The 20450-nt window shown below is 69.9% G+C and carries 21 protein-coding genes; 10 read left to right on the top strand and 11 right to left on the bottom strand.

Translation table 11 applies throughout. The features are described from left to right. Positions 1-142 precede the first annotated feature (142 nt). From ABZ215_RS09830 to ABZ215_RS09810, 5 genes are all read right to left on the bottom strand, one after another. A complete protein-coding gene (locus ABZ215_RS09830; protein WP_039791185.1) occupies positions 143-613 on the bottom strand; it encodes a DciA family protein in 471 nt (156 codons plus the stop codon). A gap of 256 nt (positions 614-869) precedes the next feature. Next, a complete protein-coding gene (gene recF / locus ABZ215_RS09825; RefSeq protein WP_354949080.1) occupies positions 870-2027 on the bottom strand; it encodes a DNA replication/repair protein RecF in 1158 nt (385 codons plus the stop codon). A gap of 10 nt (positions 2028-2037) precedes the next feature. Beyond that, a complete protein-coding gene (gene gnd, locus ABZ215_RS09820) occupies positions 2038-2928 on the bottom strand; it encodes a phosphogluconate dehydrogenase (NAD(+)-dependent, decarboxylating) (RefSeq protein ID WP_020416235.1) in 891 nt (296 codons plus the stop codon). 31 nt (positions 2929-2959) lie between these two features. Continuing rightward, a complete protein-coding gene (gene dnaN, locus ABZ215_RS09815; RefSeq protein ID WP_017985951.1) occupies positions 2960-4093 on the bottom strand; it encodes a DNA polymerase III subunit beta in 1134 nt (377 codons plus the stop codon). Between the two features lie 587 nt (positions 4094-4680). After that, positions 4681-5493 carry an EamA family transporter gene (locus tag ABZ215_RS09810; RefSeq protein ID WP_020416233.1) on the bottom strand — a complete coding sequence of 271 codons (813 nt, stop codon included), beginning with the start codon at positions 5491-5493 and terminating at the stop codon, positions 4681-4683. Between the two features lie 74 nt (positions 5494-5567). Between ABZ215_RS09810 and ABZ215_RS09805 the strand changes: the two genes are divergently transcribed. Further along, positions 5568-6488 carry a LysR family transcriptional regulator gene (locus ABZ215_RS09805; RefSeq protein WP_354949078.1) on the top strand — a complete coding sequence of 307 codons (921 nt, stop codon included), beginning with the start codon at positions 5568-5570 and terminating at the stop codon, positions 6486-6488. On the opposite strand, the gene dnaA is transcribed toward ABZ215_RS09805, so the two are convergent. Beyond that, the gene (gene dnaA / locus ABZ215_RS09800) at positions 6466-8079 is read right to left on the bottom strand and encodes a chromosomal replication initiator protein DnaA (protein ID WP_020416231.1); all 1614 of its coding nucleotides are present in this window, start codon (positions 8077-8079) and stop codon (positions 6466-6468) included. The two genes, ABZ215_RS09805 and dnaA, sit on opposite strands and share 23 nt — an antisense overlap. A 519-nt stretch (positions 8080-8598) precedes the next feature. Between dnaA and rpmH the strand changes: the two genes are divergently transcribed. The 8 genes from rpmH (at position 8599) to ABZ215_RS09760 (ending at position 14294) form a co-directional block, all read left to right on the top strand. Further along, entirely contained in the window at positions 8599-8742 is a 144-nt protein-coding gene (gene rpmH, locus ABZ215_RS09795) for a 50S ribosomal protein L34 (protein ID WP_017985946.1), read from the top strand. A 22-nt stretch (positions 8743-8764) separates the two neighbouring features. Further along, positions 8765-9184 carry a ribonuclease P protein component gene (rnpA, locus tag ABZ215_RS09790; RefSeq protein ID WP_081617639.1) on the top strand — a complete coding sequence of 140 codons (420 nt, stop codon included), beginning with the start codon at positions 8765-8767 and terminating at the stop codon, positions 9182-9184. Continuing rightward, positions 9177-9485, top strand: coding sequence for a membrane protein insertion efficiency factor YidD (yidD, locus tag ABZ215_RS09785; RefSeq protein WP_027935580.1), 309 nt, complete (start codon positions 9177-9179; stop codon positions 9483-9485). The genes rnpA and yidD overlap by 8 nt, the downstream gene beginning before the upstream one ends. A 4-nt stretch (positions 9486-9489) precedes the next feature. Further along, positions 9490-10587: a membrane protein insertase YidC gene (gene yidC / locus ABZ215_RS09780; protein ID WP_354949076.1), complete on the top strand. Its 1098-nt coding sequence runs from the start codon at positions 9490-9492 to the stop codon at positions 10585-10587. A gap of 29 nt (positions 10588-10616) precedes the next feature. Beyond that, positions 10617-11153, top strand: coding sequence for a R3H domain-containing nucleic acid-binding protein (locus ABZ215_RS09775; RefSeq protein WP_020416228.1), 537 nt, complete (start codon positions 10617-10619; stop codon positions 11151-11153). Positions 11154-11634: 481 nt separating this feature from the next. Continuing rightward, positions 11635-12291, top strand: coding sequence for a 16S rRNA (guanine(527)-N(7))-methyltransferase RsmG (gene rsmG / locus ABZ215_RS09770; RefSeq protein WP_354949074.1), 657 nt, complete (start codon positions 11635-11637; stop codon positions 12289-12291). A gap of 102 nt (positions 12292-12393) precedes the next feature. After that, the gene (locus ABZ215_RS09765; protein WP_354949072.1) at positions 12394-13296 is read left to right on the top strand and encodes a ParA family protein; all 903 of its coding nucleotides are present in this window, start codon (positions 12394-12396) and stop codon (positions 13294-13296) included. After that, positions 13293-14294, top strand: coding sequence for a ParB/RepB/Spo0J family partition protein (locus ABZ215_RS09760; RefSeq protein WP_237335835.1), 1002 nt, complete (start codon positions 13293-13295; stop codon positions 14292-14294). The genes ABZ215_RS09765 and ABZ215_RS09760 overlap by 4 nt, the downstream gene beginning before the upstream one ends. Before the next feature lie 95 nt (positions 14295-14389). Here the strand turns inward: ABZ215_RS09760 and ABZ215_RS09755 are convergent, their stop codons facing one another. Beyond that, entirely contained in the window at positions 14390-15340 is a 951-nt protein-coding gene (locus ABZ215_RS09755) for a D-alanine--D-alanine ligase (protein ID WP_237335836.1), read from the bottom strand. A 51-nt stretch (positions 15341-15391) separates the two neighbouring features. Further along, complete coding sequence (locus ABZ215_RS09750) at positions 15392-16705, bottom strand: PLP-dependent aminotransferase family protein (RefSeq protein ID WP_354709841.1); 1314 nt, start codon at positions 16703-16705, stop codon at positions 15392-15394. Positions 16706-16886: 181 nt separating this feature from the next. Here ABZ215_RS09750 and ABZ215_RS09745 point away from each other — a divergent pair, with 181 nt between their 5' ends. After that, the gene (locus ABZ215_RS09745) at positions 16887-17534 is read left to right on the top strand and encodes a GNAT family N-acetyltransferase (RefSeq protein WP_027935576.1); all 648 of its coding nucleotides are present in this window, start codon (positions 16887-16889) and stop codon (positions 17532-17534) included. Positions 17535-17614: 80 nt separating this feature from the next. Here ABZ215_RS09745 and ABZ215_RS09740 read toward each other — a convergent pair whose 3' ends face one another. The 3 genes from ABZ215_RS09740 to trxB all read right to left on the bottom strand — a co-directional run bounded on the left by ABZ215_RS09740 (position 17615) and on the right by trxB (position 20301). After that, entirely contained in the window at positions 17615-18748 is a 1134-nt protein-coding gene (locus ABZ215_RS09740) for an N-acetylmuramoyl-L-alanine amidase (protein ID WP_354949069.1), read from the bottom strand. Positions 18749-18950: 202 nt separating this feature from the next. Beyond that, positions 18951-19277, bottom strand: coding sequence for a thioredoxin (gene trxA / locus ABZ215_RS09735; RefSeq protein WP_017985934.1), 327 nt, complete (start codon positions 19275-19277; stop codon positions 18951-18953). A 31-nt stretch (positions 19278-19308) separates the two neighbouring features. Then, positions 19309-20301, bottom strand: a complete 993-nt coding sequence (trxB, locus tag ABZ215_RS09730) for a thioredoxin-disulfide reductase (RefSeq protein ID WP_020416220.1) — start codon at positions 20299-20301, stop codon at positions 19309-19311. Positions 20302-20450: the final 149 nt, after the last annotated feature.

The raw sequence follows: 20450 nt of genomic DNA, 5'->3' as shown, positions 1-20450 counted from the left end.
CCCCACTGCCCTCCAGTCTACTTGGCCAGCTCCGCTGACATGCCGCAAGGACACCCCTGATTTCGTCACAGAGGCCCGAACGCGAGCGTCGCCGGGTCCGGCGCTATCCGGCGGGGGTCGAGCCGCGATACGACGCGCTCAGTCACCCATAGGTGTCGCGCGGCCCGCGACCGGGCACGTGCCGCGGGCCCTTCCGCCAGCTCGGGGCGGTCGGGCCGTGGATGCGCATGCGCTTGACCACACCGTGCCCCACCCCGGCGGCGATCTTGGCGATGAGCTGGCTCTGCAGCAGGCGCAGCTGCGTGGCCCACGCTGTCGAGTCGGCGCGGACGGTGAGCTCGCCGTCCTTCAGCGTCACCGGCTGGGCGTGCTCGGCGACGTCCTCGCCGACCAGGCGGGCCCACTCGCCGAAGACCCGGCTGCTGGTCACGCGCTCCTGCCAGCCGCGTTCGGCGACCAGCCGCCCGACGAGGCGGCCGAACGGCTGCGGGTCGCGGGCGTCCGGACCGGCTCCCGACCAGCGGCGCCGGCGCGGGCTCTGGCCGCCGAGCTCGAACTTCCGCCTGCCCGGCTCGGTGCCCCTGGCGTCGGCCTTGGCGCGAGCGGCGGCCAGTGCGGAGCGGACGAGATCACGTCCGGTAGTGTTCCCGTTCGGCCCAGCCGGGACGTCACCGTCCGTGTCTGATCCACTCTTCTGGGGAGTCTGCGCCGCTTGTGGCGCGGTTGAAGATCGCTCGTTTGGCCGCTTGGTCACGCGGGGCGATAACGCGTTCACCGTGTTATCCACACTATCCACAGAGTTGTCCCCAGATCGGTGGGTAACTCCTGTGTCGCCGGTCACTCGCCGTGGCTCATCAGGCCGTTCGTCATCAGGCACTGCGCACCTCCCCGTCGGCGACGGTGAACCGGACCCCGGCGAGTTCCGCTGGCACGTCCTCGTCCACCGCCGCGGTGACCAGCACCTGTTCGGCACTCGCGGCCACCTCGGCCAGCCGTGATCGGCGCCGCCGGTCGAGCTCGGCGAAGACGTCGTCGAGCAGGAGCACCGGCTCACCCGCTTCCCGCCGCAGCAGCTCGTAGGACGCCAGCCGCAGCGCGAGGGCGAACGACCAGGATTCCCCATGGCTCGCGTAGCCCTTCGCGGGGGCCTCGCCGAGGATGATTTCCAGCTCGTCGCGGTGCGGCCCGACCAGGCTGATCCCCCGTTCCAGCTCCTGCTGCCGGACCTGCGCCATCGCCTCCACCAGGATACCGGTGAGGACCTCCGGTTCGGCGCGTTTCCCGTCCGGAACCCCGTACCCCTCGGGCAGTGCCGCGCCGAGGCTGGACCGGTACGAGATCTTCGCCGGCCGCGAGTCGGGCGCCACCCCGGCGTAGGCCGCGGTGGTGTGCGGCCCGAGGTCGGCGACCAGGTCGAGCCGCGCGGCGAGCAGCTGGGCGCCGACCACCGAGAGGTGGTTGTCCCACACCTCCAGGGTCGACAGCGCGTACGGGTCGTCGCGCGCCGCGCCCTTCTTCTTGCCCGCCGTCTTCAACAACGCGTTGCGCTGCTTGAGGATCCGCTCGTAGTCGGCGCGCACCCCCGCGTATCGGGGCGCGCGCTGCACCAGCAGCTCGTCCATGAACCGGCGGCGCTCACCCGGGTCGCCGCGCACCAGCGCCAGGTCCTCCGGGGAGAACAACACGGTGCGCAGGATCCCGAGGATGTCCCGCGGCTTCCCGACCGCGCCCCGGTTGACCCGGGCGCGGTTCGCCCGGCCGGGGTTGATCTCCAGCTCGACGGTCAGCTCGCGGTCCTCGTTGACCACGGCCGCCCGCACGAGTGCCCGCTCACAACCGTGCCGCACCAGCGGGGCGTCCGTCGCGACCCGGTGCGACCCGAGGGTCGCCAGGTAGCCGATCGCCTCCAGCAGGTTGGTCTTCCCGCGGCCGTTCTGGCCGACGAGGACCGTCGGTCCGGGGGTGAGCGGCAGGTCAGCGTGCTCCCAGGAGCGGAAGTCGGTGACCTGCAGGTGCCGTATGTGCACGGCTGGGTGCCTACTCGCCGGCCTTCTTCACGGCGTGGCCGCCGAACTGGTTGCGCAGCGCCGCGACGGCGCGCATGGCGGACGAGTCCTTCCGCCGCGAGGCGAACCGCGCGAACAGGGCGGCCGAGATGACCGGCGCCGGCACCGCGTGGTTGATGGCCTCCTCCAGCGTCCACCGGCCCTCGCCGGAGTCCTCGACGTAACCCTCGAGGTCGTCCAGCTCCGGGTCCTCGTCCAGCGCCCGCACCAGCAGGTCGAGCAGCCAGGACCGGACGACGGTGCCGCGCTGCCAGCCCTTGATCACGGCCGGCACGTCCTCGACGACCTTCGCGGCCTCGAGCAGCTCGAAGCCCTCGGCGTAGGCCTGCATCAGGCCGTACTCGATGCCGTTGTGGATCATCTTCGCGTAGTGGCCCGCGCCGACCGAGCCGGCGTGCGAGAAGCCCTCCTCGCGCGGGCCGTCCGGGCGCAGCGCGTCGAAGATCGGCATGGCGCGCTCGACGAGCTCCTTGTCGCCGCCGACCATCAGGCCGTAGCCGTTCTCCTTGCCCCACACGCCACCGGACACACCGCAGTCGAGGTAGCCGATGCCCTTCGCGGACAGCACCTCGGCGTTGTGCTTGTCGTCGGTGAACCGGGAGTTGCCGCCGTCGATCACCAGATCGCCCTCGGCGAGCAGCTCACCCAGCTCGGCCACCGTCTCGCGGGTCGGCCCGCCCGCGGGGACCATCACCCAGACGATCCGCGGGGCGTCCAGTTTGGACACCATGTCGGCGAGCGAGGTCGAGTCCGAGACCGCCTGGTTGCGGTCGAAGCCGACCACCTCGTGCCCGGCGGCGCGCAGCCGCTCGCGCATGTTGAAGCCCATCCGGCCGAGGCCGACCAGTCCCAGCTGAACCATGGAACTCCCCTTCGTGCTTTCTCCGTCGCGGTCAGCCGGGTAGGCGGACCGGCATCAGTAGATAGAGGTAACCAGGAACGACCTGGCCCTGCTCATCGGCCGGCTTGATCAAAGCCGGACGGTTCGGGGTGGTGAAGGTCAGCTCGGCGCGGTCGTGGTGCAGCGCGCCCAAGCCGTCGACGAGGTAGCCCGGGTTGAACGCGATCGTCACCGGCTCGCCTTCGTACTCCACCGGCAGCTCCTCTTCGGCGCTGCCCTCGTCGTCGCCGCCGGCCGACAGGCGCAGCGAGTTGTCGCCGAACTCCAGCCGGACCTGGGTACCCCGCTCCGCCACCAGCGACACACGTTTGATCGCCTCCGAGAGCGGGGACACCTCGATCACCGCGCGGGAGGAGTGCTGGTTCGGGAGGAGCTGCCGGTATGGCGGGAACTCGGCGTCGAGCAGCCGGGTGGTCGTGTAGCGGCCGTTGCCGGACAGGCCGAGCAGGCCCTCGCCGCTGGCGAGCCCGACGGACACCTTGTTGCCCGCGGTGCCGAGCGACTTGGCCGCCTCGGCGAGGGTGCGCGCCGGGACGAGCACCGCGGCGTCGGCCAGACCCTCGGCGGGCTCCCACGCGAACTCGCGCATCGCCAGGCGGAAGCGGTCGGTGGCGACGAGGGTGAGCGAGTTGCCGGAGATCTCCAGCCGCATGCCGGTCAGCATCGGCAGGGTGTCGTCCTTGCCCGCCGCGACGGCGACCTGGGTGACCGCCTGGCCGAACGCCTCACCGGCGACCTCGCCGGCGAACGTCGGCTGGGCCGGCAGCTGCGGGTAGTCCTCGACCGGCATGGTCGGCAGGCTGAACCGGGCGCTGCCGCAGGTGATGGAGGCGCGGGAGCCCTCGACGGAGATCTCGACCGGCTGGGCCGGGAGCGCCTTGGTGATGTCGGCGAGCAGCCGCCCGGACACCAGCAGCCTGCCGCCGTCGGCGATCGTCGCCGGGACGCCGACCGTCGCGGAGACCTCGTAGTCGAAGCCGGAGACAGTGAGCGCGTCGGTGGAGCCGTCGGATCCGGCGTCGAGCAGCACCCCGCCCAGGACCGGGACCGGTGGCCTCGACGGCAGGCTGCGTGCCACCCACGCGACGGCGTCCGCGAGCCCGTCGCGCTCGACGCGGATCTTCATGTGCCCATCCTTTCGACAGCCGAGCCCCTCATCGCGGCCCGAGAAGATCGACAAACGTCCCCGGGCAGGCCTCGAGCAGCGCGCTGGCCAGGGATCTCGCAGTGTGGTGTGGCCCGGTGCCGATGTCGCCAACGACGAGCGGGCTGGGTGTGGATACCCACGTTAGAACGTGAGCGGCACCGGCGTCACTCGGGGCAGCCCATCGATTTGTCGATAAGACGATCTCGTCCGGAGCTCTGTCCCCATGTCCACAGCCCCCTGTTTTTCTCCGAAGGACTTCTTGAGAAAAAACCAAGGGCAGTGACAGTAATAGGGGCTGTGGATTCTGGGGACTACTGCCGTCGTCGCAGGTCCGCTCGCGCGGCGGGGTGTGGACATCTGTGGAGTACTACCGGTGGACAACTCGGGCCGTCCGTGGACAACTTCGGGCGCTCCCCAACTGATCCACAGTTGTCCCCAGCTGTCCACAGAACTGTCCCCAGTTGTGGGGATGTTCGTCCCCATGGCCGCGCACAGACGCGGTCGCCGTGGAACCAACCCAGTGGGTGACCGCGCTCGCGTCGATCGATGCGTTCTCGTTACTGGGATCACAGATTCCGCGCCGCAGCGCGGCCCGCCGCGGCCGCACTCGCTGTCACACAAGCGATCCCGGCCCACGCGGCGAACGGCAGCCGCTCGCCGAGAACAAGCGCGCCGGCCACTCCCGCCACTGCCGCTTCGAGGCTCTCCAGCACCGCGACCGTGCGCGGTGGAACCCGGCGCAGCGCGGCGAGATCGAGCGAGTACGGGATCACGGCCGACAGCACCGCGACGCCGAATCCCGCCAGCAGCAAGGAAGGCCGCCACACCGGCGCGGTCACGCCGAAGGGCAGCGCGAGGATCGCGGCCACCGTCACCGCGAGCGCGAGCATCGATCCATCCGGGACACTCGCGCCGACTTTCCGGCTCAGCACCAGGTATCCGCCCATCGACACGGCGGACAGCAGAGCGAGCGCGACTCCGGCCGCCGGAAGCGTCGTCCCGGACGGCGAATGGAACAGCCACACCCCGAAGGCCGCGACCAGAGCGAAACCGACGTCACGCGCACGCCGTGCCGTCGCCACCGCAACTCCCAGCGGACCGAGCAACTGCAACGCGCTCGCCACGCCCAGTGGCAGGAAACCCAACGCCGGGTAGATCAGGTTCATCCCGGCGATCGCCACGCCGAAACCCAGCACCGGCGGCAGGTTCCGGCGCGACGGCAACGCCGGGCGGTGGATCGCCAGCAGCACGAGCGCGGCGAAGGAGAGCCGCAAGGCGACCACCCCGCCGGGGCCGGCCGCGGCGAAGAGCTGCTTCCCGAACGCCTGCCCGGTCTGCACGCTGACGACGCTGCCGAGGACGAGAAGTGCGGCTCCCATGCCGTCGAGTCTTGGCGCGGACCCGGTGAAGATCCATCGAGACTTCGTGCACGGAACTCTTTAGCCTCCACTACATGATCGACCTCCGGCGCCTGAGCGTCCTCCGGGTACTGGCCGAGCACGGCACCGTCACGGCCGCCGCGGAGGCGCTGCACCTGACCCCGTCGGCGGTCTCGCAGCAACTCCGGTTGCTCGCCAAGGAGGTCGGTGTCGAACTGCTGCGCCGCGATGGGCGGCGCGTCCGGTTGACCCCCGCCGCGGTGGTGTTGCTCGAGCACGCGGATTCGCTGTTCGCGCAATGGGAACGGGCGCGGGCCGACCTGACCGCGGGCGAAGAGGTCGGCGCCGTGCGCATGTGCGGCGTCTCGTCGACGGTCGCCGCGTTGCTCGGTCCTGCGGTCACGCGGCTGCGGCAGGAGCACCCGCGGCTGACGGCGCGCGTAATAGAAGAGGAAAGCGCTGACTGCTACGAGCTGTTGCTCGCCGAGGCGGCCGACATCGCCGTCGTGCTGCCCACGCCCGAAGCGCCGCCCGTCGACGACCCCCGCTTCACGCAGTGGCCGCTCCTCGACGACCCGCAGGACCTCCTCGTCGCCGCCGGGCATCCGCTGACGCGGCAGGACGCGGTGGAACTCGCCGACGCCGCGCGTGAACCGTGGATCGTGAAGCCGCGCCACAACGACACGTACACGCTCCTGCAAGCCGCTTGTGCCGCCGCCGGTTTCACGCCGCGCATCGCGCACGAAGCCAAGGAGTGGTTCGCGGTGTCCGCGCTCGTCGCCGCCGGGCTCGGGGTGTGCCTCGTGCCGCGGCTCGCTCCCCTGCCACCGCAGCACGAGGTGGTTCGGATTCCGTTGCGCGGCAACCCGCGTCCGTCGCGGCGCATCGTCGGCTGCGTCCGGCGCGGGAGCGAGGAGCAGTGGTCGATCGCCCGCGCGATCGCGGCGATCGAAGCGGTGTGCGCGGAGCGGGCTACTGACGGGCGCGCTGTTTGATGCGCGCGGTGAGTTCCTGCACCTGGTCGTAGATCCGCCGGCGCTCGGCCATCTCCTTGCGGATCTTCTTGTCCGCGTGCATGACCGTCGTGTGGTCGCGGCCGCCGAACGTCTGCCCGATCTTCGGTAGCGACATGTCCGTCAGCTCGCGGCACAGGTACATCGCGATCTGCCGCGCCGTGGCAAGGGCTTTCGTCTTGCCGGGGCCGCACAGGTCGTCGACCGTCACGTCGAAGAACTCGGCCGTGGTGGCCATGATCGTCGGCGCGCTGATCTCCGGCGCCTGCGAGTCCGGGATCAGGTCGCGCAGCACGATCTCGGCGAGACCGACGTCCACCGGCTGCTGGTTCAGCGACGCGAACGCGGTGACGCGGATGAGCGCGCCCTCCAGTTCGCGGATGTTCGCTTCCACGCGCGAGGCGATGAACTCGAGCACGTCACCCGGCACGGCCAGCCGGTCCTGCGCCGCCTTCTTGCGGAGGATCGCGATGCGCGTCTCCAGTTCGGGCGGCTGGATGTCGGTGATGAGGCCCCACTCGAACCGCGTGCGCAGCCGGTCCTCCAGGGTCTCCAGCCGCTTCGGCGGCCGGTCCGAGGACACCACGATCTGCTTGTTCGAGTTGTGCAGCGTGTTGAAGGTGTGGAAGAACTCCTCCTGAGTACCTTCCTTGCCCTCCAGGAACTGGATGTCGTCGACGAGCAGGATGTCGATGTCCCGGTAGCGCCGCTGGAACGCCACCTTCCGGTCGTCGCGCAGCGAGTTGATGAAGTCGTTGGTGAATTCTTCGGTCGAGACGTAGCGCACGCGCATGCCGGGGAAGAGCCGCTGAGCGTAGTGCCCGACGGCGTGCAGCAGGTGCGTCTTGCCCAGCCCGGATTCGCCCCAGATGAACAGCGGGTTGTACGCGCGGGAGGGCGCCTCCGCGACGGCGAACGCGGCCGCGTGCGCGAAGCGGTTGGACGCGCCGATGACGAACGTGTCGAACGTGTACTTCTCGTTGAGCCGCGTCTTCGACGTCTCCGGCTGGGCAGGCGCGGTGTAGGGCTGGCCCGCGCTCGGCTGGCCGGAGAACATCGGCCAGATCTCGTGCGCGGCGGCCAGGGCCTCGCCCTCTTCGTCGACTTCCTCGTCGCCGTCGTCCTCGGGCAGGACGGCCTTCACCGGTTCCGGCGGGTGCGCCCGGACCCGCCGCAGCGGCGGGAGCATGCCGTCGTCGAGCGGCGGCATCTTCGGGGGCATCACCGGCGCCTCGGCCGCGGCGACGGGCGCCGTTTCCACCCGGGCGGGTGACGGGTACGGGGCGGGCGGCGGAGGAGGCGGGGTCACCTCGGCGGTGTCGACCTTCACGGCCAGCGAGACGGGACGGCCGAGCCGGCGCGAGAGCGCGTGCGTGATCGGGTCCCGCAGGGCGCGCTCGATCGCTTCCTTGGCGAAGTCACTCGGGGCGGCGAGCAGGGCCGTGCCGTCGAGCAGGCCGATCGGGCGGGTGACTCGCATCCAGGCCCGCTGCTGAGGCGAAAGCGTGCCGTCCGACAGCTCCCGGACCACCTGGTCCCAGACCACGCCCAGATTCAACTGGTGCTCGGACACCGACTTCGTCCCCTCCCCTCGTCACCCCGGACGACCCCACCGACCTCGAAGAACACCCGAGCCGGGCGCCTGGCTCACTCACACGAGCGGCGCCTCGCAGCCCCCTGGTCACCGCGCGCAGCAAGTATCCACAGAGTTGTCCACAACTGTGCACTAATGTACGGCGGCCCGCAGTCACTCCACCTGCGGGTGCGAACCTACGCCAGCCAGAGCCTCCACACCTTCTTACGGCGGCGCCGAGCACCTCGAACGGGTGACCCAAGAGGAGACACGCTAACAAAGGCCCGTGCCGTGCCACAAGGCACCGCGGGAGCCAGGATGGCATGCCTCACGTGGCGTCGCCACTCGGTCCCCCGCTGTGGTTGAGGGGGCCGGTTGCCGGGCCGGTGAGCGGGGTGCGTACTCTCGATAAGTCTCCCGCGCGCGACGGGTTTGTTCGCATGCGCGCGATTCGAGACACCCCCGAGCTGATCGGTGGCTCCAGCTTGCCGCCGAGTATGTCGAGACCAGGAGTTAGCAGTGAGCAAGGGTAAGCGCACCTTCCAGCCGAACAACCGTCGACGCGCCCGGACCCACGGCTTCCGGCTGCGGATGCGCACCCGCGCCGGTCGCGCGATCCTGTCGGCCCGCCGTCGCAAGGGCCGCGAGAAGCTGTCCGCCTGATAGCGCCGTTCCGAGGCGCGACGTGCTGCCCCGTGCCGCCCGGTTGCGGCGCAGTGAGGACTTCCGCGAGGTCATGCGCAGGGGTGCTCGGGCAGGTCGGCGCCGCCTCGTGGTGCACGCGGTTCAGTCCACCGACCCGTCCGCGGGAACGCCGCGGGCGGGTTTTGTGGTGAGCAAGGCCGTGGGCAACTCAGTTGTGCGCCACCGGGTGACCCGGCGCCTGCGGCATCTCGTCATGCAGCGCCTCGGAACCGTGCCGCCCGGCAGTTCGTTGGTCGTGAGGGCCCTGCCGCCGGCGGCCACCGCGTCCAGTGCCGAACTCGGTGCCGATCTGGACGCGGCGCTGAAACGGCTGAGCCTGCTCCCGGGCCGCCCATCCGACGGCCCGGCGACACCCCGGCCGGACACGGCCGCGGACATGAGGGGCCACGCCGGTGAATGACGCCAGCACCGATGCACCGCGGAAGGTCGAGCGCCCTGGGCCGGTCGCCCAGGTGTTGTTGCTCCCGCTGCGGTTCTACCGCCGTTTCATCTCGCCCTACCTCCCGCCGAGCTGCCGCTTCTACCCCAGCTGCAGCACGTACGCGGTCGAGGCTCTGACCCGCTTCGGCGCCGCGAAGGGCAGTTACCTCGCCCTCCGACGGCTGCTGCGCTGCGGCCCGTGGACGATGCCCGGCCGCGACCCGGTGCCTGAGGTGTTCTCGTGGCGCCACCAGAGACCTGGTTTGTCAACCGAGGAGTAGCTCAGTGCTCGACTTCATCTACTACCCCGTGTCCTTCATCCTGTGGTGTTGGCACAAGGTCTTCGGGTTCGTCTTCGGGGCCGACAACGCGATCACCTGGCTCCTGGCGATCATCTTCCTGACCTTCACGGTTCGCGGCATCATGTTCAAGCCGTTCGTGAACCAGGTCCGGTCGATGAAGAAGATGCAGGAGTTCGCGCCGGAACTGAAGAAGATTCAGAAGAAGTACGCGAACGACCGCCAGCGCCAGGCGATGGAGATGCAGAAGCTCCAGAAGGAGCACGGCGTCAACCCGCTGGGCAGCTGCCTGCCGATGCTGCTGCAGATCCCGGTGTTCATCGGTCTGAACTGGGTGCTGCGCGCGTTCTCCATCCAGCCCGCGGACGGCAGCCCGAAGACGGAGAACTACTTCTTCGACCAGGCCGGCGTCGAGTCGTACGTGCACGCGAAGCTGTTCGGCGTCAACATCGGCGACGCCATCCACAACGCTTCGATGCTGGGTGGTCAGGGCGGCGGCTGGCACTGGCACGTCGCGCCGGTCGCGATCCCGCTGATGATCCTCGCGTCGGTCCTGACCCACCTGACCGCGCGGCACTCGGCGCAGCGGCAGAACCTGAACCCCGAGGCGATCACGCCGCAGACGCAGATGATGCAGCGGCTGACGATGTACATCTTCCCGCTCGGTGTTCTGGTGTTCGGTGCGTTCTTCCCGATCGGCCTGCTCGTCTACTGGCTCGCGAACAACGGCTGGACCCTGATGCAGCAGCGCCTGGTCTACACGCGCATCGACAAGGAAGAGGCGCAGAAGAAGGCCGAGGCCGCCGAGAAGCGCAACTCGCTGGCGCCGCGCCCGGGTGCGAAGCCGAAGCCGGGCCAGAAGCCGGTCCAGCCGAAGAAGACGGACGACGGTGACGGCGCGGCCGACAAGCCGGCCGCCGACGGCAAGGCGACCGGGCAGAAGCCGGGCTCGAAGGCCGGCTCCCCGCACCGCTTCCCGCAGCAGGGGCAACGCCCGCAGAACGGCTCGGCGCAGAAGCGCAAGAAGCCTTCGCAGGGCGGCAAGAACTCAGGACAGAAGGGCTCGGGGCAGAAGCGCCGCTGAGCGCTGGAGCCCGGTGAAAGGAGATGACGATGGCGGAGACGGTCGAAGCGATCGACGCTGACGACGAGGCGCCGGCTGCGGAGGCGACGGGTTCGTCGACGGAGGACCTGCTGGTCCGCGAGGGCGACATCGCGGGCGACTACCTGGAGCGGCTGCTGGACCTGCTCGACTACGACGGGGACATCGACCTCGACGTGGAGAGCGGCCGCGCGATCGTGAGCATCGACGGCGGTGACGATCTGGAGAAGCTGGTCGGCGGACGCGGCCAGGTGCTCGAGGCGCTGCAGGAACTGACACGGCTCGCGGTGCAGCAGGAGACCGGCACTCGGAGCCGGCTGATGCTCGACATCGCCGGCTGGCGGGCCGGCCGCCGCGCCGAGCTGAGCGAGCTGGGCCGCACGACGGCCGAGACGGTCAAGGCGACGGGCGAGAAGGTGCGGCTGCAGCCGATGAGCCCGTTTGAGCGAAAGGTCGTCCATGACGCGGTGGCCGCCGTGGGCGGCGTCAAGAGCGAAAGCGAGGGCGAGGAGCCCAAGCGACGTGTCGTGGTGATGCCGGACGCGTAGGCGTTCAGGTTTCTCGGAAGGCGGCCCACTTCGGTGGGCCGCCTTTTTTATGTCCGCGATTTGGAGCGGTGGTCTTTGGCGGTGGCGACGAGGTGTGCCGCCGTAGGCGCGTCAGAGCGGTGGCTCTTCCTGTGCCCGCAGTCCGATCGGCGGCCCGCTCGCGGCTCGCTGCGAAACGGCCGCGGCGGTGGTACCGCGCGGGTTGGCGAGTCTCGCGGTGGCTCCGCTCGACACGGCGCCGCGCATTGCGCGGATGCGAGACGCTCGGAAGGTTGCTCACTTCGTGCGGGTCGGGCGGCGGCAGGCGGGCGGGGTCGGGTCTATGACTGTGCGTTGGTTTCACGTGGAACCAGCCGCTGACACTCCTCGGGGCAGTTTCACGTGAAACCCTCCACAGTTGCGGTCCGCCTCCCCGCGATGATGTTCGCGTCGTGGAGAATCGGGGGCGTTGGTCGTTTCACGTGAAACCCGAGGAGTGCTAGTGGTGCCGGTGCCCGACGTGGCGGGGCGAGTGTTCGGCGATGGCCTCGATAAGGCCGTCGCCTTCGCTGAGATGCTCGAGCGGTTCGGCGTCGAGCGGGGGTTGATCGGGCCGCGTGAGGTGGAGCGGCTTTGGGATCGGCACCTGTTGAACTCCGCCGTCGTCGGTGAGCGGATCGCGAACGGCGTCCGGGTGATCGACGTCGGGTCCGGCGCCGGCTTTCCCGGGGTGCCGCTCGCCATCGCGCGGCCGGATCTGGAGGTCGTTCTCGTCGAGCCCATGGCTCGGCGCGCCGACTGGTTGAACGAAGTCGCCGAGACCATCAAACTGGACGTCACCGTCGTCCGCGGCCGGGCGGAGGAGAAGGCACTCCGGGATCGCGTCGGGACCGCGGACGTCGTCACCTCACGGGCCGTCGCTCCGCTCGCGCGATTGGCGGGCTGGTGCCTCCCCCTCGTCCGGGAGGGTGGCATGATGCTCGCAGTCAAGGGAGCTAGTGCCCGGGACGAAGTTGCCCGTGATGCGAAGGCGGTTGCCCGCGTCGGTGGGGGTGCTCCAACGGTCTCTGAATGCGGGGTCGGCGTGCTCGAAACGCCGACGACCGTGGTGCGGGTGGAGCGCGTACGAAGTGCCCGTCGCCCGCGCCGTGCGGGATGACAGGATGGCGTACTGGATGGCTTGTGGAGGCCAGATCAGCATGATGCGACCCATGTTCCACGTGAAACCAACAGCGTCGATTGCGGAAAGGTGGCTCGGCCGGTGACCCCGCCTGCGTCAGACTGGACCCCCATTGCCGAAGAGGCCGAGCGCGCCGCCCGCGTGCTGCACCCGGACCCCAACTCCCTCCCCCGGCCCGATCAGCGCCGCGTGCTGACCGTCGCCAACCAGAAGGGCGGCGTCGGCAAGACGACCAGCGCCGTCAACCTCGCCGCGGCCCTCGCGGTGCACGGGCTCAAGACCCTCGTCATCGACCTCGACCCGCAGGGCAACGCCAGCACCGCGCTCAACGTGGACCACCGCTCCGGCACCCCCTCCATCTACGACGTCCTCCTCGGCGACCTCCCCCTGGGCGAGGCGATGGCCGTCAGCGAGCAGTCCCCCAACCTGTTCTGCGTCCCCGCGACGATCGACCTTGCCGGCGCCGAGATCGAGCTCGTCGAGATGCCCTCCCGCGAATCGCGGCTGAAGGAGGCGCTCACCGGGGAGGTGGTCGACCAGCTCGGCGTGGACTACGTCTTCATCGACTGCCCGCCCTCGCTCGGCCTCCTCACGGTCAACGCGATGGTCGCCGCCCGCGAGGTGCTCATCCCGATCCAGTGCGAGTACTACGCACTCGAAGGCCTCGGGCAGCTCCTCAGCAACATCGAGCTGGTGCAGAAGCACCTCAACCCCAGCCTCTCCGTCTCGACGATCCTCCTCACCATGTACGACGGCCGCACCAAGCTGGCCGACCAGGTGACCGCCGAGGTGCGCGACCACTTCGGCGACGTCGTCCTCAAGACCGTCATCCCCCGCAACGTGAAGGTGTCCGAGGCGCCCAGCTACGGCCAGACCGTGCTGGCGTACGACCCGGGTTCGCGGGGCGCGATGAGCTACGTCGATGCGGCTCGCGAACTCGCGGAGCGTGGCAGCAGCAACGGATCGAGGAGGGGCACGTTATGACCGAACGCAGGGGTGGCCTGGGGCGTGGCCTGGCCGCGCTGATCCCGACCGGACCGCCCGCAGGCGAGAACACCCCCAGTGCGCCGGCTCGCCCGGAGGCGCCGTCTCGCAACGGTGACAAGGACTGGTTCGCGGCCAACAGCGAGGTCGTCCCCAGCGGTGAGGTGGCCGGCGCCGTCTACCGCGAGATCCCGACGAGCTCGGTCAAGCCCAACCCGAAGCAGCCGCGGCAGGTCTTCGACGAGGACGCCCTCGCCGAGCTGGAGCACTCGATCCGCGAGTTCGGCCTCATGCAGCCGATCGTCGTCCGCGAACTCGGCGGCGGCGAGTACGAGCTGGTCATGGGCGAGCGTCGTCTGCGTGCGTCCCAGCGGGCCGAGCTGGAGAACATCCCGGCCATCGTCCGGCAGACCGCCGACGAAGCGATGCTGCGGGACGCGCTGCTGGAGAACATCCACCGCGTCCAGCTGAACCCGTTGGAAGAGGCGGCCGCCTACCAGCAGCTGCTCGACGAGTTCGAGGTGACGCACGAGGAGCTCGCCTCCCGCATCGGCCGCAGCCGCCCGGTCATCACCAACACCATCCGGCTGCTCAAGCTCCCCCTCCCCGTGCAGCGCCGCGTCGCCGCCGGGGTTCTCTCCGCCGGGCACGCCCGGGCGCTGCTCTCGCTCGAAGATCCGGAGCAGCAGGAGGAGCTCGCGACGCGCATCGTCGCCGAGGGGCTCTCGGTCCGCGCGACCGAGGAGGCGGTGACTCTCAAGAAGAGCGAGGCGCCGGCCAAGCCGAAGGCCGCTCCCCGCAAGGCGATGCAGGCGCCCGGTCTCCAGGATCTGGCGAACCGGCTGTCGGACACCTTCGACACCCGCGTCAAGGTTGACCTCGGCCGCCGGAAGGGGCGCATCGTCGTCGAGTTCGGCTCGATCGACGATCTGGAGCGAATCGTCTCGATCATGGACCCGAATCGGGCAAATCAGGCGCTGCGAACCGATGAGGAATGACACCAGGTCGTTTCGTCACGGTGATGATTTGATCTGACAACACTGAGGGCCACCTCCCGCTCGGGAAGGCGGCCCTCAGTGGTTCCGGGGACGTGTCAGGCGGACCGGCGGATCGCCCGCGCGACGAGATCGGCGAACACGGCGCCGAGCGACGTGCCCGCGGTCTCGATCGCCATCGGCACGGTCGACGTCTCGGTGAGGCCCGGCGACGAGTTAACTTCGAGGAACTGGACCGTGCCGTCGGCGGTCACGATCGCGTCGGTCCGGGAGATGTCCCGCAGACCGAGCAGCTTGTGCGCGGCGACGGCCAGCTCGCCGACTGCCTTGGCGGACGGCTCCGGCAGCCGGGCCGGGGCGAAGAAGTCGGTCAGCCCCGCGGTGTAGCGCGAGGTGTAGTCGTAGACACCGCTCTCCGGCACGATCTCCACGGCGGGCAGCGCCTCCGGCTCCCCGTCCCGCTCGACGACCGCCACCGCGACCTCGACACCCTCGACCAGCCGCTCCGCCAGCACGGTGTCGCCGTACGCGAAGCAGCCCACCATCGCGGCGGGAAGCTCGGCGGCGTCCCGCACGACCTGGGCGCCCAGCGCGGACCCGCCCTGGTCGGGCTTGAGGATCAGCGGAAGGCCCAGGTGGTCGACGATCGCATCCAGCACGCCCTGCGCGCCCAGCTCCCGGAAGGTGCTGTGCGGCAGCACGACCCAGTCCGGGGTCGCGTACCCGGCGGCGGACAGCACGGCCTTCGCGGTCGGCTTGTCCCACGCCCGGCGGCACCCGCGCGAGCTGGTGCCCACGTACGGCACCTTCAGCATCTCCAGGACGGTCTGCACCGATCCGTTCTCGCCCTGGCCACCGTGCAGTGCCACGACGGCCGCGTCGGGCCGCTCGGACCGCAACCGGTCGAGCAGGCCCGCGTCGGTGTCCCACTCCTCGACGGTCAGCCCCTGCTCCCGCAGCGCGGCGGACAGCCTGCGGCCGGACCGCAGCGAGACATCGCGTTCATGCGAAAGCCCGCCCGCGAGAACGGCGACGGTCGGCATAACCACGCCGGCACTCTCCTCAATCAACAGTCTAAATAGGACTCAGCAGCGCGGCGATCAGGCCGTGTCCGGCGACGGCGTCTCCGGGCCGGGGATCGCGCGCATGCTGACGTTACCGAACGTGCGCACCAGGTCCATTTCGGACTCGAGCACCGCGGCCAGGCGTCGCACGCCCTCCTTGATCCGCTCGGGCGTCGGGTAGCAGTACGACAACCGCATCTGCCTGCTGCCGAAACCGTCGGCGTAGAAACCGGTTCCGGACGCGTACGCGACCCGGGCAGTGACGGCGCGCGGCAGCATCGCCTTGGTGTCGACACCCTCCGGCACCGTCACCCACACGTAGAAACCGCCATCCGGGTGCGTCCAGCTGCAGCCGGACGGCAGGTGCTGCTCCAGGGCGGAGAGCATCGCGTCCCGCCGCTCCCGGTAGTTCTCGCGGAAGGTCTTAATCTGGCCCTTCCAGTCGTGCGTGGCCAGGTACCGCGACACGATCATCTGGTTGAGGCTCGGCGGGCACAGCGTGGCCGACTCCGCGGCCAGCACCAGCTTCTCCCGCACCGCGTGCGGCGCCAGGACCCAGCCGACCCGCAGGCCGGAGGCGAACGTCTTGGAGAACGAGCCCAGGTACACGACGTTGTCCGGGTCGAGCGACCGCAGCGCCGGGTAGGTCTGGCCGTCGAAGCCGAGCAGTCCGTACGGGTTGTCCTCGACCACCAGCACGCCGTGCGCCCGGCAGATCGCGAGGATCTCGGCGCGCCGCTCGACCGCGAGCGTCACGCCGGCCGGGTTGTGGAAGTTCGGGATCGTGTAGAGGAACTTGACCCGCTGCCCGGCCTTCTCGGCGGCCGCGAGTGCCTCCCGCAGCGCCTCCGGCACCAGTCCCTGGTCGTCCATCACGACGTGCACAACCTTCGCCTGGTACGCGGCGAACGAGCCCAGCGCGCCCACGTAGGACGGCCCCTCGGCCAGCACGACGTCGCCCGGGTCGCAGAACAGCCGGGTGACCATGTCCAGGCCCATCTGGGAGCCGACGGTCACCACGACGTCGTCGGAGTGCGCGTTGATGCCCTCCATCGCCATGACCTCGCAGATCTGCTCGCGCAGCACCGGCACGCCCTGCGCGGAGCCGTACTGCAGCGCGACCAGGCCGTCCTCCGCGATGATCTCCCCCACCTGCGAAGACAGGCTGTCCAGCGGGAGCGCGGCGAGGTTCGGCATGCCGCCGGCGAGCGAAACCACCTCCGGGCGGCTGGCCACCGCGAAGAGAGCTCGGATCTCCGACGCCGTCATGCCTGCCGTGCGGGCGGCGTAACGGGCGAGGTGGGGATCGAGGTCTCGGCGGCCAGTGTGCTCGGGTGGATTCGCAGTCATCGCACTTCGCTCTGTCGAATGGTCAGTTTCCCGAGTGTAACCACTCGTCCTTGTGATATTCCCGGCCTTCCGGCGCGGGTCACAGACGCCTATCCTCAAATGCGGCCGAGCAGGCTGCGGCGGTACGCCACGCCCTGCTCCACGTCGGGCCGGCCGCCGCGAAATCCGGGGAGGGGATCAGGTGTCGCGTCGAGTCGTGGGCGTCACCCTCGACAACCTGGAACACCTGCCCAAGAACTGCCGCCGGTGCGTGTACTGGGAGCTCGCGCCGCACCTGCGCGCGCAGGCGGAGGAGTTCGGCCAGACCGAGGTCGAGAAGGAGGCCTGGGTCTCCTCGGTGCTGCTGGAGTGGGGCTCCTGCGGCCGCATCATCTACAGCGACTCGCTGCCCGTCGGGTTCGTGTTGTACGCCCCGCCGAACCTGGTGCCGCGCTCGGTCGCCTTCCCCACGTCCCCGCCCAGCGCGGACGCGGTGCTGCTGACGAGCTTCCAGGTGCTGCCCGAGTTCCGCGGTGGCGGGCTGGGCCGCACGCTCATCCAGGCGGTCGCCAAGGACATGACGCGCCGCGGTGTGCGCGCGATCGAGGCGTTCGGCGACGCGAGCCCGGACGACGCCGACAACGAGCTGCTGGGGCACACCTGCGTGGTCCCGGCCGACTTCCTCACCGCGGTCGGGTTCAAGACCGTGCGCCCGCACCCCAAGTGGCCCAGGCTGCGCCTGGAGATCCGGTCGGCGCTGTCCTGGAAGGAAGACGTCGAAGCGGCGCTGGAGCGGCTCCTCGGCCAGGTGACCATCACCACAGCCGAACCCAGCACAGCCCGCGCGTAGACGGAGTTATCCACAGAAACGGTCCACAAGGCAGCAGTTGTCCACAGGCTTCTGTGGACAACTGCTGTGAACGAGTGGGCTTATTCGGCCTTCGCCAGCTCGTGGGCGAGCACGTCGGCGAACGTGAACGTGCCGGTCGGCTGGTCGCCCTCACCGAGCAGGTACAGGCGCTTGACGGCGATCAGGATGCCCTCGGCGACGATGTCGCGGAACGTCGGGTCGGACAGCTTCGCCCGGTCGCCGGGGTTGCTCAGGTAGCCGATCTCCATCCGCACCGCAGGGCACCGCGTCAGCCGCAGGATGTCCCAGGTCTTGGCGTGCGTCCGGCAGTCCAGCAGACCGGTGCGGGCGGCCACCTCGCGCTGCAGGTAGCCGGCCAGCAGCTCACCCACCGTCGACGTGGTGCCCAGGCCGTTGCCCCAGTGGAACGAGGCGACGCCCTGCGCGTGCGGCGAGGAGTTACGGTCGCAGTGCAGCGACAGGAACAGGTCGGCGCCCGCGTTGTTGGCGAACGCGGCGCGCTCCGCCTCCGCGGGCCCGGTGTCCGGGCCACGCGAGATCAGCGCCTCCATGCCGGTGGCCTTCATCCGGCCTTCCAGACGGCGCGCCAAGTCCCACACGATGTCGGCCTCGCGCAGGCCGCCGATCTCCACACCCGGGTCGGCGCCGCCGTGACCGGGGTCGATGACGATCCGCTTGCCACGCAGCCGCGGCCCGGACTGGCGGACCTGCTCCTGCTCGCGCAGCAGCACCGGGCGGCCACCACGGGCACGCGGGGAGAGCTGCCGCAGCGCGCGGACGGTCGCCGGGCCGCAGATGCCGTCGATCACCAGGCCGTAGTCGCGCTGGAAGTTGCGCAGTGCGTGCTCGGTCTTCGGGCCGAACATGCCGTCCGGGCGGCCGGCGTCGTAGCCCAGCTCGGTCAGCCGGTCCTGCAGCGCGAACACGTCGTCGCCGTGCACCGGCGAGGAGATCAGGTAGGCCAGCGGCCTGCTGCCAAGGTGGAAGGTCGCGCCGCGCAGCACGTGGTAGGTGGCCGGGCCGACGACGCCGTCGATGAGCAGCCCTCGGCGCTGCTGGAACCCGCGGACGGCCCGTTCGACCTCGTGGTCGAACAGGTTGCCGGCATCCGGCCGGAGCAGACCGATCGAGGCCAGCATCGACCTGATCTCAGCGACGTCGTCCCCGACGTCGCCGCGGCGGAGCACCCGCATGCACTCCTCGCTCTTTCCTTGGGCATCGATCAAAAACCGATGCGGCACAAACAGTCTCGGGCTAACCTCGGGTACCCATTCTGCCCTGAGGACTCTCCGTGACCGCGTAGGGCCGGTCGGTGCGTCATCCGGGCGGGTGAGCATGGAAAAACCCGGGGGCCGTCCGTAGAAGACGTTTACCCCCGGGTCCGGGTTGCCTTCGTCAGGCGAGAACGTCGGACAGATCCGACAGCAGCGCGGCCTTCGGCTTGGCGCCGACGATCTGCTTCACCGGCTTGCCGCCCTGGAACAGGATCAGCGTCGGGATCGACATGACCTGGTAGTCGCGGGCGGTGCCCGGGTTCTCGTCGATGTCCAGCTTCGCGACGGTCAGCTTGTCCTTGTGCTCGGCGGCGATCTCCTCGAGCACCGGGGCGACCATCTTGCACGGCCCGCACCAGGTCGCCCAGAAGTCGACCAGGACCGGCTTGTCGCTGGTCAGAACGTCGTCGGCGAAGGACTTATCGGTCACCTTGACGGTGTCGGACATTTCATCTCCCTACTTGGTACGAGCTTGGAGTTCAGTTCGCGGAGCCGTAGCCGCCGCCCACCAGTTCGGGCGCGATCTCGGCTTCGGGGTTGCCGGCGTGCTCGGCCAGCCAGCGCTCGGCGTCGATGGCCGCGGAGCAGCCCGAGCCTGCGGCGGTGATGGCCTGCCGGTAGGTGTGGTCGACCAGGTCGCCCGCGGCGAAGACGCCCGGCAGGTTGGTGTAGGAGGTGCGGCCCTTGGTCAGGACGTAACCCTCGGCGTCCAGCTCGACCTGGCCCTTGACCAGCTCGCTGCGCGGGTCGTGGCCGATCGCGACGAAGAAGCCGGTGACGTCGAGCACCGACTCCTCGCCGGTGACGGTGTCCTTGAGCTTCAGGCCGGACACGGTGGTGTCGCCCAGCACCTCGACGACCTGCTTGTTCAGCGCCCACTTGATCTTCTCGTTCGCGCGGGCGCGCTCGAGCATGATCTTGGAGGCGCGGAACTCCTCGCGCCGGTGCACGATCGTCACCGACCGGGCGAACTTGGTCAGGAAGGTGGCCTCCTCCATGGCGGAGTCGCCACCGCCGAGCACGGCGATGTCCTGGTCGCGGAAGAAGAAGCCGTCACAGGTCGCGCAGGCCGAGACACCGCGGCCGAGCAGCTCCTGCTCACCGGGCACGTTGAGGTAGCGCGCGGCCGAACCCATGGCGAGGACGACGGCCTTGGCCGCGTAGCGCGTGCCGTGGGCGGTGACGTACTTGACGTCGCCCTCCAGCTCGAGCTTCTCCACGTCCTCGGCGCGCAGCTCCGCGCCGAAGCGCTCGGCCTGCTTGCGCATCTCCTCCATCAGGTCCGGGCCCTGGATGCCGTCCCGGAAGCCGGGGTAGTTCTCGACCTCGGTGGTGGTCATGAGCGCGCCGCCGAACTGGGAACCCTCGAACACCAGCGGTTCGAGCTGGGCACGCGCGGCGTACACCGCGGCCGTGTACCCGGCCGGACCCGACCCCACGATGATGAGGTTCCGAACGTTTTCCGCTGCCACCCGTAGACCTCCGCTCGTCGTGACCTGCGTACCAGGCTCAACACGATCGTAGGGTCCAGTGTTCCCGGCGTGACACGCGTCGCCCGTGTCGCGGAAATCCACAGGTCGTGGCTTGCTTGGCGGTGCGGGTGGCGGAACCTCAGAAGCCC

Source organism: Amycolatopsis sp. NPDC006131 (genome assembly GCF_040614175.1).
Classification (GTDB): Bacteria; Actinomycetota; Actinomycetes; order Mycobacteriales; family Pseudonocardiaceae; genus Amycolatopsis_E; species Amycolatopsis_E tucumanensis.
This window is presented reverse-complemented; position numbering and strand designations above follow the sequence as displayed.

Coding starts and splice junctions, on each gene's coding strand:
- gnd (WP_020416235.1), bottom strand. CDS start 2,928: ATGGTTCAGCTGGGACTGGTCGGCCTCGGCCGGATGGGCTTCAACATG.
- dnaN (WP_017985951.1), bottom strand. CDS start 4,093: ATGAAGATCCGCGTCGAGCGCGACGGGCTCGCGGACGCCGTCGCGTGG.
- ABZ215_RS09810 (WP_020416233.1), bottom strand. CDS start 5,493: ATGGGAGCCGCACTTCTCGTCCTCGGCAGCGTCGTCAGCGTGCAGACC.
- ABZ215_RS09805 (WP_354949078.1), top strand. CDS start 5,568: ATGATCGACCTCCGGCGCCTGAGCGTCCTCCGGGTACTGGCCGAGCAC.
- ABZ215_RS09775 (WP_020416228.1), top strand. CDS start 10,617: ATGGCGGAGACGGTCGAAGCGATCGACGCTGACGACGAGGCGCCGGCT.
- ABZ215_RS09760 (WP_237335835.1), top strand. CDS start 13,293: ATGACCGAACGCAGGGGTGGCCTGGGGCGTGGCCTGGCCGCGCTGATC.
- ABZ215_RS09750 (WP_354709841.1), bottom strand. CDS start 16,705: ATGACTGCGAATCCACCCGAGCACACTGGCCGCCGAGACCTCGATCCC.
- ABZ215_RS09740 (WP_354949069.1), bottom strand. CDS start 18,748: ATGCGGGTGCTCCGCCGCGGCGACGTCGGGGACGACGTCGCTGAGATC.
- trxA (WP_017985934.1), bottom strand. CDS start 19,277: ATGTCCGACACCGTCAAGGTGACCGATAAGTCCTTCGCCGACGACGTT.